11 protein-coding genes and 2 pseudogenes are annotated in these 13481 nt (G+C 42.6%); 8 read left to right on the plus strand and 5 right to left on the minus strand.

Annotated elements, in window-relative coordinates; all coding sequences use genetic code 11:
• Positions 1-75: 75 nt before the first annotated feature.
• Positions 76-831, minus strand: a complete 756-nt coding sequence (locus REG_RS05890) for a YciC family protein (protein WP_006704821.1) — start codon at positions 829-831, stop codon at positions 76-78.
• 327 nt (positions 832-1158) lie between these two features.
• Here REG_RS05890 and pilW point away from each other — a divergent pair, with 327 nt between their 5' ends.
• The 8 genes from pilW to der all read left to right on the plus strand — a co-directional run bounded on the left by pilW (position 1159) and on the right by der (position 10080).
• A complete protein-coding gene (pilW, locus tag REG_RS05895; protein WP_006704822.1) occupies positions 1159-1902 on the plus strand; it encodes a type IV pilus biogenesis/stability protein PilW in 744 nt (247 codons plus the stop codon).
• Positions 1892-2905, plus strand: a complete 1014-nt coding sequence (gene rodZ, locus REG_RS05900) for a cytoskeleton protein RodZ (protein WP_006704823.1) — start codon at positions 1892-1894, stop codon at positions 2903-2905. Before pilW ends, rodZ begins: the two co-directional genes overlap by 11 nt.
• A 290-nt stretch (positions 2906-3195) precedes the next feature.
• Complete coding sequence (ispG, locus tag REG_RS05905) at positions 3196-4320, plus strand: flavodoxin-dependent (E)-4-hydroxy-3-methylbut-2-enyl-diphosphate synthase (protein ID WP_006704824.1); 1125 nt, start codon at positions 3196-3198, stop codon at positions 4318-4320.
• Positions 4321-4567: 247 nt separating this feature from the next.
• Entirely contained in the window at positions 4568-5848 is a 1281-nt protein-coding gene (gene hisS, locus REG_RS05910) for a histidine--tRNA ligase (RefSeq protein WP_006704825.1), read from the plus strand.
• 204 nt (positions 5849-6052) lie between these two features.
• Positions 6053-6691: a YfgM family protein gene (locus tag REG_RS05915; RefSeq protein WP_006704826.1), complete on the plus strand. Its 639-nt coding sequence runs from the start codon at positions 6053-6055 to the stop codon at positions 6689-6691.
• A 275-nt stretch (positions 6692-6966) separates the two neighbouring features.
• Complete coding sequence (gene bamB / locus REG_RS05920; protein ID WP_006704827.1) at positions 6967-8175, plus strand: outer membrane protein assembly factor BamB; 1209 nt, start codon at positions 6967-6969, stop codon at positions 8173-8175.
• A 218-nt stretch (positions 8176-8393) separates the two neighbouring features.
• Entirely contained in the window at positions 8394-8579 is a 186-nt protein-coding gene (locus tag REG_RS12170) for a hypothetical protein (RefSeq protein WP_006704828.1), read from the plus strand.
• Positions 8580-8604: 25 nt separating this feature from the next.
• Positions 8605-10080: a ribosome biogenesis GTPase Der gene (gene der, locus REG_RS05925; RefSeq protein ID WP_006704829.1), complete on the plus strand. Its 1476-nt coding sequence runs from the start codon at positions 8605-8607 to the stop codon at positions 10078-10080.
• On the opposite strand, the gene REG_RS05930 is transcribed toward der, so the two are convergent.
• The 4 genes and pseudogenes from REG_RS05930 to REG_RS05940 all read right to left on the minus strand — a co-directional run.
• Entirely contained in the window at positions 10081-10932 is an 852-nt protein-coding gene (locus REG_RS05930; RefSeq protein WP_006704830.1) for a pentapeptide repeat-containing protein, read from the minus strand. It abuts the gene before it with no gap.
• Positions 10907-11017 (minus strand): annotated as a pseudogene (locus REG_RS14650) (hypothetical protein); the annotation flags it as partial. The pseudogene REG_RS14650 and the gene REG_RS05930, both read right to left, overlap by 26 nt.
• Before the next feature lie 261 nt (positions 11018-11278).
• Positions 11279-12487, minus strand: a complete 1209-nt coding sequence (locus REG_RS05935) for an MFS transporter (protein ID WP_039907746.1) — start codon at positions 12485-12487, stop codon at positions 11279-11281.
• Positions 12488-12567: 80 nt separating this feature from the next.
• Positions 12568-13438, minus strand: a pseudogene (locus REG_RS05940) (RNA-guided endonuclease TnpB family protein); the annotation flags it as partial.
• Positions 13439-13481: the final 43 nt, after the last annotated feature.

Genomic DNA, 13481 nt, shown 5'->3' on the forward strand with positions numbered 1-13481 from the left:
TGTTTCTATACCCTTCGCCTCTTTCGAGTTACGGCGGCGTTGGCGGCTTCAAAGGTGAAGGGTATAACCCTAAAATTAACGATTATGTAGCAGCATATGCAGGCGAAATAGGTAAACAAGCAACAACGTGGATACCACATTATTTAATGTGCTTAATATTATATCTGCTACCACCGGAAAATATAAAATTACCTTGCTAATTATAAGTATAATTAATAATTTTACACTAAACCACAATATCATCGCCGGTACTATTAAGCGAATATTGGCGAAAGCTAATGTTGCACTGGCTTTAATTGCTGCAAAAATGCCGATCTTTTCATTAGTAATAATGATAGGGGCTAAAGATACCGCTAAAGCAATAACGACACCGGGTACAATAAAAAGCGCCAACCCGCATTGAACCAATAGCGTACAAACAAAGATCAACAAACCCAATCGGGGTAATGTTGGCAAAGCCACACCAATGACTTGCCATAAGCTGAGGTAGTTGCCTTGAGAGACTAAAGTGATCAGGGCTAATGTACCACCGATAAGTAACACATTCCCTAACAATGCCGAAAAAGTAGCAACAGCTGATATTTTAAGCAAAATTATCTGTTGTTCAGGTGTCATCAGCTGCACCATTTCTTTAATCCCCATTTCCGAAGAAGAGGTCAAATCACGGCTCGCTATCTCTAAACTGTTTAACTGTTCAGCATCAAGAAGAAAAATCTGATTCAATATGACGGTAATCAATGCACTCAATAATGCTAGCAACAAAATGCTAGGTAACTGATTTTTTAAAAAATTAAAACTGTCACGGTGTAAAATGTTAGCCGTGATAGGCATACAAGCTCCTTAGAATCGAAAATAAAACAGAACATTTAGAAAGGCTATTATACTCTGTTTATCAATTTTTTCTGTGCATGAAGTTAAGCGCCTTCGAAATCTCTTGTGCTCACTGATACTTTAGACTGCTTGTATCCCCCTCGCCTTTGAAGCCCCACCGTGTTGTTGGCGGCGGGTGCTCGCAACCCTCATGCACTTACCATGAGTACTATGGTTGCTGCTATTGCAATCAACATAAAAATAATTTAAATCGGATTAGGGATTTACATTTAAATAACTAACTGTTATTTAAATTGTCATATAAGCTTTCAAGGACGATAAAAAAGCATGAAGCTATTACTGTTGGTAATGTATTTGACAACGAGCATCTTAACCGGCTGCTCAGTAGCGCCCGAGATAACAAGCCAGGTAACAGCAGGGCAAGCGCGTTTGCAGCTCAGTTTAGAATATTTGGCGAGGGGTGATCTCAATGACGCTCGGCAAAACATTATTAAAGTGTTGCGTGCTCATCCACAAAATTACCGTGCTCATTTAGCCATGGCGCTTTACGAGCAACGCATTGGTGAAAACAACGCTGCACAACTACGTTATCAACAGGCAATGAAACTGGCTCCAAACAATGGTATTATATTAAATAATTACGGTGCCTTTTTGTGTAGTTTAGGGCAATATATGTCCGCGCAGCAACAATTCAATACCGCGGTATTGTTACCTGATTATGGTCAAGTCATCAATAGTATTGAAAATGCGGGCTACTGTTTTTTACAAGCTGATCAAAATGATAAAGCTCGTATTATGTTAAGCCGTGCATTGAAATATGACCCTGATAAAAGTGCAGTACTGCTGACGGAAGCTGAAAGGCAATTTAGGCTAAAAAATTATGTGAAAGCGCAGCTATTACTTAATATATACCAAGATATTTTACCCAAAAATGCTAGAAGTTTATGGTTACAAATTCGTTTCGCCGCGTTGGCAGGTAGTCAAGATAGCGTACAACGCTATGGGCAACAGCTAGCGCAAAATTTCCCGCAATCTGAACAGTACCGGCATTTTCTCGCCCATGAATACTGAAACTGGCCAAGATAAATTTGTTACAGAGACGACAGGTACACGCCTACGTCAAGCACGTGAAGCCTTAGGACTTACAGAACAGGCAGTCGCAGAACGTCTATGTCTGAAAGTGTGCATCATACGCGATATTGAAGAAGACAAAATGCAAGAGAGTCTGGCTTCAACATTTCAACGAGGTTACATTCGTTCTTATGCCAAACTGGTTCATATTCCAGAGGACGAGTTGTTGCCGAGCCCCAAACAAGACATATCAATAAAGATCATGAGATCCCCATCGATGCAAAATTTCTCTCTTGGGAAAAAACGTCAAAAACGTCAAAAACGTGATGGTTGGTTAATGGGATTTACATGGCTAATTATATTGGTTGTACTTGGTTTAACGGGTGCCTGGTGGTGGCAAAATTATCAAATTCATCAGGAAGAAATCGCGAAAATGGCCAATCAATCTCCTACGTCTTTGCTGCAAGGAGGGGGAGGGGAGCCTGCGCTACTTCAGCGCGAGAGCAATAATCTTACTGATAAACAAGAAAATGCAAAACGTTGGTCTGCTGATAATGCAAACGAAGAAGAGTTCACCTCTCCTCAGTCAGCTTTGAATTCAGCCGTTATTTTAACGAATACGGATAATTCAACGGCTAGCAACCAGGATATGATACCGAGCATCCCAAAAGCTTTGGATCCAGAATCGACAGATAATGCACTAATACAAGCATCCTTATCCAATACCGATACGGCACTCGATAATACGTTACCACCGACGAATAACTTAACAATGAATTTTTCTGCTAATTGTTGGTTACAGATTATTGATGGCAGTGGTAAAAAATTGTTTAGTGGTATGCAAAAAAAAAATGCAACGCTCAACGTGGCAGGCAAATCAACTTATAAACTGATTATTGGCGTACCTAGTGCGGTTACGGTGGTGTATCAAGGCAAACCCGTAGATTTAACTCGATTTATCAAAACGGATAGAGTAGCCCGCTTCACCCTAGGTGAAGAATAGCCATTTTTCATGATCAAATGGGATATTATATACCCAATGAATTTCGAGTTACGGCAAGGCGACAATCAATCGCATCCCCGAAGTGTACAACTAGTACATGACAGAGGGTGAGTGCGAGCAGTCAACAACGCAGCGGCTTCAAAGGCGAAGGGCACTGCCAGTATAGCCGAATCAGTTTAATTTGATTCAAGGCGGAGGAGCGCAGACAGTACAAATAGTACGGCAAGTGACGACAACACAGAATCAAATTAAACTGCTTTGGCTATAGCGTAGATACAGGAGAGAATTAAGTGCAGAATCCATGCCCCATTACACGCCGTAAATCGCAACGGATTTACGTTGGTAAGGTTCCTATTGGTGAGGGTGCACCGATTGCTGTGCAATCCATGACGAATACTAAAACGACAGACGTTGAAGCTACCGTCGAACAAATTCTTGCTCTGGAACGTGTTGGTGCCGATATTGTACGTGTCTCGGTTCCGACAATGGATGCAGCCGAAGCATTCAAACTGATAAAAAAGCAGGTTAATGTGCCGCTGGTTGCTGATATCCATTTTGACTACCGTATCGCTTTAAAAGTCGCTGAATACGGCGTTGATTGTTTGCGTATTAATCCGGGTAATATCGGCAACGAAAATCGTATCCGCGAGGTAGTGGCCTGTGCGCGCGATAAAAATATTCCCATTCGTATTGGTATTAATGCTGGCTCATTAGAAAAAGATATTCAAGAAAAGTATGGAGAGCCAACAGCAGAAGCACTGGTAGAATCAGCCATGCGTCACGTGGATATTCTTGACTGCCTTAATTTCGATCAATTTAAAGTCAGTGTAAAAGCCTCAGACGTTGCTTTAGCCGTCACTTCTTATCGTCTATTGGCAAAAAAGATCAAGCAGCCATTGCATTTAGGCATTACTGAAGCGGGTGGGCTGCGTAGTGGCGCGGTGAAGTCTGCCATAGGTTTAGGTTTGTTACTCTCTGAAGGTATCGGCGACACAATACGCGTCTCGCTGGCTGCCGATCCAATAGAAGAAATCAAAGTTGGCTTTGATATTCTCAAATCATTACGCATTCGTTCACGAGGGATCAACTTTATTGCCTGCCCAACTTGTTCAAGGCAAGAGTTTGATGTTATCAACACGGTGAATGCCCTCGAACAACGGTTAGAAGATGTGATCACACCCATGGATATTTCCATTATCGGTTGTGTGGTGAACGGCCCAGGTGAAGCCTTGGTTTCAACGATGGGGATTACCGGTGCCAGTAATAAAAGTGGCTTTTATGAAGATGGTGTACGTCTTAAAGAACGTCTTGATAATAATAATATAATTGACCAACTTGAAGCTAAAATTCGCGCAAAAGCCGCTGTATTAGATAAAAAAAATCGTATTGAAATTGATCAACGCGAAAACCTGTAGCTAACATAAAACTCTTTTTCACTTTTCCTGTCACGTTATGTTTTAATCCATCAATAATGAGACAGTTGAGAAGACGCAAAGCATACTTTGCACCTTTGACTGAAATGAGCGCAGAAAAATACCGAGTTGGATTATACCCAATGAATTTTGAGTTACGGGATGAGCGTAGACATACTACGTGATGTGGCGAACACCCGCAGCCAACATCAAAGACAAAGGATATATAGAGATTGATTAGAGAGAAAATGTGACAAAGGCAAAAAAAATCCAGGCCATTCGTGGTATGCACGACAGCTTACCGGCAGAAACAGCATTATGGCAACATGTTGAAGATGTAGTTAAACGGGTACTTAGTCGTTATGGTTACAGTGAAATACGTTTACCGATTGTCGAGCAAAGCCAGTTATTCAAACGCGCCATTGGTGAAATGACCGATGTGGTAGAAAAAGAAATGTACAGCTTTGATGATCGTAATGGCGAAAGTCTAACGCTACGCCCAGAAGGCACCGCCGGCTGTATACGCGCGGGAATAGAACATGGTCTGCTATACAATCAGCAACAACGTTTATGGTATATCGGTCCGATGTTTCGTCACGAACGCCCCCAAAAAGGGCGTTATCGGCAATTCCATCAATTAGGTGCTGAAGTATTTGGTTTGTTTGGGCCAGATATAGATGCGGAATTAATCATGCTAACAGCGCGTTGCTGGCGTGAATTGGGCATTGCAGATCATGTTGAACTTGAACTGAACTCTATAGGCTCTTTGCAAGAAAGAGCCAGATATCGTGATGCTCTAGTGGCATTTTTAGAAATACATAAAAATAAGCTGGATGAAGATTGTCAACGTCGTATGTACTTTAATCCATTAAGGGTGCTCGATTCTAAAAATCCCAATATTCAACAATTACTTCATGATGCTCCAGTGCTTTCTGAATACCTCGATGAAAAATCAAAACAGCATTTTGCGGGTTTGTGCGCATTTTTAGATCAAACCAATATAAAATACAAAGTTAATCCTCGGTTAGTACGTGGATTAGATTATTATAATCACACCGTGTTTGAATGGATAACAAAAAACTTAGGGGCACAAGGCACCATTTGTGCGGGTGGTCGCTACGATGAACTGGTAGAGCAATTAGGCGGACAAGCCACACCCGGGATAGGTTTTTCGATGGGGCTGGAACGGCTTATTCTTCTGGTGCAAGCAATTAATCCCAATTTTACCGCGGCAAAAATGATTGATGTGTATCTTATTGCGTCAGGTGAGGGGACACAAAGTGCCGCTATGCAATTGGCCGAGGATTTGCGTAATAAAATACCCAGCTTGAAATTAATGACTCACCATGGCGGCGGTAAAATAGCCAGACAGTTTTCCCGAGCAGAACAATGTGGGGCGCGTTTTGCTTTGGTATTGGGTAGTAATGAGTTATCAACTCGAAAAGTGACGCTAAAAAATCTTGCAATAGGTGAACAAGAAACAGTACAGCAAGCTGATATCGCTGTACGTCTCGCAAAATTGTTAACTTAGCGCCTATTTGAAATCTTCTGTGAGCTCGTTTTTGGCAGAAGACTTCTTACAAAACCGTAGCGAGAGGTGTGAAGTCTAAGAGATTGTTCCAAATCTTCTTGAACGAAGCTAAGACGAGAAAAAAATAAGCATTTTGAGCTTATTTTTGACAAAGTATCAGCGAGCATAAGAGATCTCGAAACGCGCTTAAAGGAGAAATATACCGTGGAAATCTATACCACTGAAAACGAGCAAGCGGATGCGGTGCGGCGTTTTTTTAGTGAAAATGCCAAGATACTCGTTGTGAGTGTGCTACTCATCATCACTGTTTTAATTGGCTGGCACTATTGGCAAAATAATCAAAATACAGCAATGAAAAATGCGGCTTCTTCTTATCAGCAAGTAAGTGAAATATTGACTGATAATAAAAAAGCCGCGGTTACAAAGTCTGACGATAATACTAATGATGTTGCTGAACAGTTTGTCCGAGAGAATGATAATAATTACGCTGTTTTTATCGCGTTGGAATTAGCCAATCGTTTTGTTGTGCAAAAGATTTTTGATAAAGCAGAGCAGCAACTTATGCTAGCTTTGACGAAAACCAAAGATACAAATCTTTTATCATTAACGAATCTACGTTTAGCAAAGCTACAGTTACAATTGAAAAAACCAGACCAAGCACTGAAAACGCTTAATAGCGTAGAGGGTGAGGCTTGGGTAGCAATGGCTGAAGATGTGCGCGGGGATATATTTTTAAACAAAGGCGATATCCCCGCCGCTCGAGCCGCTTACACTAAAGCTACTGAAGTCAATGCAGCTCAAACATTACAGACATTGCTGCGGTTGAAATTAGATAATTTATAAGACTTCTTGCAAAACCGTAGCGGGGCTGTGAAGTCAAGGCGCTCGGCGCGCGTTAACATGCAAGCACATGAGGATGGCGAGCAACGGGTATAGCCGAATTTAGTTTAATTTGATTCAAGGCGTACAAATAAGTACGGCAAGCGACGACAACACTTAAATCAAGTTAAAATGATTTGGCTATAACGCAGAAATTCACATCACGCAGTAGGTTATGCAGGTAGTGTAAAGTATCAGCGAGTACCCGAGATTTCGAATAGGCTCCTAGAGGAATTCCCATGCAATTATGTAAAATACTCTTACCAGGACTGCTATCAATGGTCTTTTTGAGTAGTTGTTCACTGTTTAATCGTGATGAAGGTACAGCGGCTATATCACCATTGCCGAAAATAACAAATCAATTCACCCTAACAAAAATATGGAGTGTTTCGGTAGGCAGTGGTACCAATGATTATTACTCTTATTTACGCCCTACTTGGCAGGGATCATCCCTGTTTGCTGCTGATAGAAAAGGTTTGGTTAAAGCGGTCAACTTGGATACTGGTAAAGAAATATGGCAAAAAAATCTATCTGAAAAAACGACATTCACTATGAAAAACCGATCAGCGATGTTATCTGGTGGGTTAACGGTGAAAGGAAACAATCTCTATGTTGGTAGCGAAAAAGCGATAGTTTACGCATTACATACTGACGATGGTAGAGTCCTGTGGGAAACCCCTGTGGCAGGGGAGGCATTATCTCACCCAGTAGTAAGTGATGGTTTGGTACTGATCCACACCAGTAATGGTATGTTACAAGCCCTCGACGAAGAAAATGGTGCAATAAAGTGGATGCTGAATCTGGGCATTCCATTGTTGTCTTTACGTGGTGAATCGGCTCCGAGTACGGCATTCGGTGCCGCGATTATTGGTGGTGATAATGGTCGTATTAGCGCGATTACGATGAAACAAGGCCAATTAATTTGGCAACAGCCCATTGCTAAGGTAGCAGGAGCCAGTGAAATTGATCGTCTGAACGATGTGGATACTCCCCCTGTAGTAGTTGACAACATTGTTTATGCTATAGCTTACAACAGCAATTTAACTGCGTTGGATTTACGTTCTGGTCAGATTTTATGGCAACAGGAAATAGGTTCGGTTAATGATTTTATTGTTGATAATAGCCGTATCTACTTGGTTGACCAAAATGACCGCATTGTGGCATTGAAAGCAGAAGGGGGGCTCAATCTGTGGAGTCAAAACGACTTATTACACCGCAATCTAACGGCTCCTGTAATCTATAGTGACGATTATCTGGTGGTCGGTGATAGTAAAGGATATTTGCACTGGATAAATAAAAGTGACGGTCGTTTTGTAGCACAGCAGCAAGTTGATAGCTCAGGTTTTCTTAGCGCACCCATCATCGCTGACAATAAGTTAATTATCCAAGCTAAAAACGGCACAGTTTATGCATTTGCACGTATCGGTGGTCAAAAAACTGAAATATAACGGCAAAAACGTTTCCTCGTTCATATTTCTCCAAATTCGTTTAAGAGCCTATGCGAAATCTTCTTTAGCGTGGCTCAATTGATGGAAAAATGAGCTAAAAAATGCAGTTTACATAACGTAAATAAGCATTTTTAACTCGTCTTTGGCAAAAGACTTCTTGCAAAACCGTAATATACCCACAGCTCTTTAAGTTGCCGCTATAGCCGAAGCAGTTTAATTTGATTCAAGGCGGAGGAGCGCAGACAGTACAAATAGTACGGCAAGCGACGACAACACAGAATCAAATTAAACTGATTTTTGGCTATAGGTGGCCAGGGCGTGAGACCGATGAGCGTAGACATACCATGAGGGCGAGAGCTGGCAGCCAACAACGCGACAGCTTCAAGGGCGAAGGGTATACATAAAATTAAGTTAATAAAGGATATAACAATGATACCTGTTGTCGCGTTAGTTGGACGCCCAAACGTGGGGAAATCCACTTTATTTAACCATCTAACACGCACCCGTAGTGCTTTAGTTTCTGATTTTCCAGGGTTAACACGTGATCGTCAGTATGGCCGTGCTGAGTTTGAAAGCCATGAATTTATTGTTATCGATACTGGTGGGGTTGATGGCACTGAACAAGGGGTTGAAACACTTATGGCGAGCCAAGCACTCTTGGCGATTGAAGAAGCGGATATCGTATTATTTATTGTCGATGGTCGTGCTGGAATGTTACCAGCAGATCAAGAGATTACTCAACATTTGCGTAATAGACAAAAATCGACTTTTTTGCTTGTCAATAAAACAGATGGTATCAATTCTGATAGTGCTATTGCTGATTTTTATTCATTGGGTTTAGGTGAGGTTTATGCGATTGCTGCTTCTCATGGTCGTGGTGTTGCGCAATTACTCGAGCGAGTTATGGCACCATTTATACCCGCCAAAGAGCCTGTAGTATTAACAGATGAACAGCTTAATGCTGCTTATTGGGCTACACAGGAAGAAAAAAATGATGAAACGGGACTTGAAGAGGATAATTTTAATCCACAAGATTTGCCGATTAAACTGGCTATTGTTGGACGTCCTAACGTAGGTAAATCGACACTCACTAATCGTATTTTGGGCGAAGAGCGCGTGATAGTATATGATTTACCCGGTACGACCCGCGACAGTATTTATATCCCAATGACACGGAATGAACGCCAATATATTTTGATTGATACTGCGGGTGTCCGTAAACGTGGAAAAGTAACGCAAACGGTTGAAAAATTTTCAGTGATCAAAACATTGAAAGCGATTGAAGATTCCAATGTGGTATTGCTCGTTATTGATGCCCAGGATGGTATTTCTGATCAAGATCTGTCATTACTTGGTTTTATCTTAAACAGTGGCCGTTCATTAGTTATTGTCATCAATAAATGGGATGGGATTCAGGCAGAAGATCGCCAGAGAGTAAAAAACGAGCTGGATTTACGCTTAAATTTTATCGACTTTGCCCGCATACACTTTATCTCTGCGCTACGTGTTAGCGGCGTAGGCAATCTATTCAAATCAGTGTGTGAAGCTTATGATTCATCTACTAAACGTGTCAATACTTCGTTACTAACCCGAATTATGCAAATGGCTGAAGAAGAGCATCCGCCAGCCCGGATCCAAGGTCGTAGAGTCAAACTAAAATACGCTCATGCGGGGGGATATAACCCACCCATTATAGTTATACATGGTAATCAGGTGAGTAGTTTGACAGACGCTTATAAACGCTATTTGATGAATTATTTTCGCCGTTCATTAAAAATAATAGGAACACCTATCCGCATTCAATTTAAGGAAGGTGAAAATCCCTTTGCTGGTAAGCGTAACACCTTAACCCCCACTCAAATTCGTAAGCGTAAACGGCTAATCTCACATCTAAAGAAAAACTAATTAATCTTTTACGTAGGTCGGCATTTTATAAGTTAAAAGATTCTTGCTGACCTTCGCCTCCTGTAAATTCACCCCGCTAAGTTTCACACCACGTAGATCTATCGCTTCCAGGACTGCATCCTTTAGATTTACGCTCTCTAAATTCGCATTCTCCAGTTTCGTGAGGTATAGACTAGTCTCTTCCAGGATCGCGTGGTATAGATTCGCCTCTCTCAGGTTTACCCTCTCTAGTTTCGCGTAGCTTAGGTCTGCCCAACTCAGCGCCGCCTTTATCAGGATCGTGTGGCAGAGCTCAGCCCCCCGTAAATCTGCACCGCTCAAATTCGCGCCTTCTAGATTCGTCTTCTTCCCAATTAGCTTTGCCTCTCTCATATCTGCACCGACCAGGTCTACCTCACGCATATCTGCATCGTTCAGGGTTGCATTCTGTAGATTCGCCCAACTCATGTATGCCCCTCTCAGGTCTGCATTGCTCAGGGTCGCGTTGCTTAGGTTTGTCTGAATCAAATTCGCTTTTTTCAAATTTACCCCACTTAGATCTATCCCGCTCAGATTCATCCACGATAAATTCGTATCACTTAAATCAACTTGATCGTTTTCAGCTCTTACTTTGGACAGTATGTTTGATAATGCTTTTTGTCTAATCGCTTCAAAATTTTTTTGAGCATCTATACTTGCTCCAAGCGGTATTGTTTGTCTCAATGCCATCAAATCAGCGGAAGAAAACGCTTGAAAGTAAGGTGAAACCGTACTGTATGTGTTTGTATCCGCGTTATTTCTTACCTGTACACTATCTATCATTCCATTTAACCTTTTATTGACATCCTCAGCGAGGATCCCTACCCCGTTCATACGAAAGCCTCGAGCGGCCTAAAGCTGCCATCTCTCCACAGGCTAATACGGCATGCCCTGCCGCTAAAATATTACGTGCAGCGTTGAAATAGGTGTGGGGACACTGATCTATCGGGAGCCGGATGCGGTAGTTCCGCAACTCCGGTTCTGCGGAGAGTTCGGCTGGAGTGATCTAGCCGTTCTACTCACACACGACCCCTTAATATTAACAGGCGACAACTATGCTGATACAGGGCGGTTATTCAGTGATCTTCTTGATGATAATATGCAGTGGCGACTAGACACCAACAAACTCTACATGTGACTGCTCCCCACCCTATTGAGCGAGGGTTTACGGCGAATTTTGCTAACTCAACTTTTTAAAAATCACGACCAACGATAGCCAACATAAACCGCTGAATAGATTAAACAGATTAAAAGCACCAGCGTTACCCCATTGATAAGCTAGCTTAGACAACTCAATCCCTAGGGTAAATATCAGCATGCTGAACATTCCCGCTGTAGCGGATACGGTACCTTTGCTCACTTTGCTAGAGAATAAGGTCAATCGATACAAGCCAGCGTTGGTTAAACCAACACCAAAAGCATATAGGCTCAGCCCAAAGGTCATCCACAGATAAGTGTAAGAAGAATAAAAAACGGCGGTTGCCGCCAATAACAGCCCTACAATGATAGGGAATGCCCCGAATGTTAGCAGTTGGAAAATACTTTTTTTATCGGCTAAATGTGTTAGTGCTAGACTACCCATGATGAGTGCACTAAACACGGGGATTTGCAGCACGCCATATTTGAAGGTAGTCAGTCCCTCATCTTTAATTAAAATAATCGGTGATTGGGCAATCCATGTTAGTAATGGCAAACTGCCAAAACCGATGGCGAGGGCTCCACAGAGAAAGCGGCAGTTGCTGACAACCTGTTTATAATCATGCCACATAACGCTAAAAGAAAGTGGTGTACCCTGTAAAGATACCGTTTCTGGCATGGCGTACCACAGACCGATGAAAGCGATAGCAGCAGCCCGAGCAAAGATAACAAACATCCAGTGCCAGGAGATAAGCTGGATTAACACTGCGCCAGCCAGTGGGCCGAAAAGCGGTGCAATCAATGCGGCATTTGCCATCAAAGCGGTGATCTTGATACAGGTTTTTTCTTCAAATGATTCTTGAATGGTGGCATAGCCTACAGCACCAATAAAACACAGCCCAATCCCTTGTAGAAAACGCATGACCATAAATTGCTCGATGGACGTGACCAGCAGTATCGCCAGACAGGTGACGATAAAAAATAACACACCGGCGAGCATGACTGGCCGTCGGCCTCGGCGATCTGATAGTGGACCCAGCAGCCATTGCAAAAACGCACCACCGGCCAGATAAGCGGTCATCGAAGTGGGAACCCATTTAACATCAGCATTAAAATTGGCTACTACTGCCAGCATGCCCGGTTGTATCATGTCGTTACCGATATAAACGGTAAATTCGAATAAAACTAAACAGCTAATAAACAGCAAAGCTTGGCGGCTTAAGCTTGTGATGCCTGGAAACGTTGTTTGCATAGGATAATTCACAAGATAGTGATCGAGGCTTCTCGCTCATTTTTTCTCTATTTTAGCAGAGGTGACTGCTCCCCGCCTTATTAGGCGAGGCTTCCCACTTCAAAGGCCGCCGCTTGTGCATGACAAGTCTTATGCTGGCCTCCATGGGCAGAAACGACGAGACCCGCCGCCTGTAATTCAAATACAACCTTGTTGTTTGATATTCAGCGCAGCGTTAATATCGCGGTCATGCTCCATTTGGCACGCTGGGCATTGCCAGAACCGTTTGCCTAACGGCATAGCGATTTCTTTGTGGCCGCAACGATGGCACTTTTTCGAACTGGCATACCATTGATCAAGTTTGACCAGATGTTTACCCGCATCGATGGCCTTGTATTCGAGTTTAGTGACAAAACCCTGCCATCCTGCATCATTGATATGTCGTGCCAGCCTTTGGTTTTTAAGCATGTTGCTGGTTTTTAATGTCTCGACGATCACTGCTTGGTTTTCGTCAATAAGCGCTCGAGATAGTTTGTGCTGGAAATCTGCCCGCGAGTTGCCAACTTTTTCATGGCATCTGGCGACGATGAGACGTGCTTTTGTCCGATTTTTACTGCTTTTAACTTTCCTGGACAGCGCCTTTTGTTTCCTGCGCAGATTCTGGCTAGCGCGGATTAAATAACGCGGATTGGCCTGCTTCCTGCCATCAGAACGGATGAGAAAATGCGTCAGACCCAGATCACAACCCGTAATTTTATCAGCATCTATAACGTCTGGCTTTTCTGGTGCACCTTTAGCATCCTCGCAAAGTATTGACGCGAAATATTTACCCGTTGACGTTCTGGATAACGTTATGCTTTTCACCTTTCCGATTATTTCCCTGTGGATCCGTGCTTCCATGGGGGATAGCTTCGGGATTTTTACGGCTCCATCCAGCACTTTTACTCCTACACAGTGATAGCTGGACTGCTTGAAACGCTGCTGTTGTGGTCAAGATCTTAAGGCGGTGCAACGA

The organism is Candidatus Regiella insecticola LSR1 (genome assembly GCF_000143625.1).
GTDB classification, from domain to species: Bacteria; Pseudomonadota; Gammaproteobacteria; order Enterobacterales; family Enterobacteriaceae; genus Regiella; species Regiella insecticola.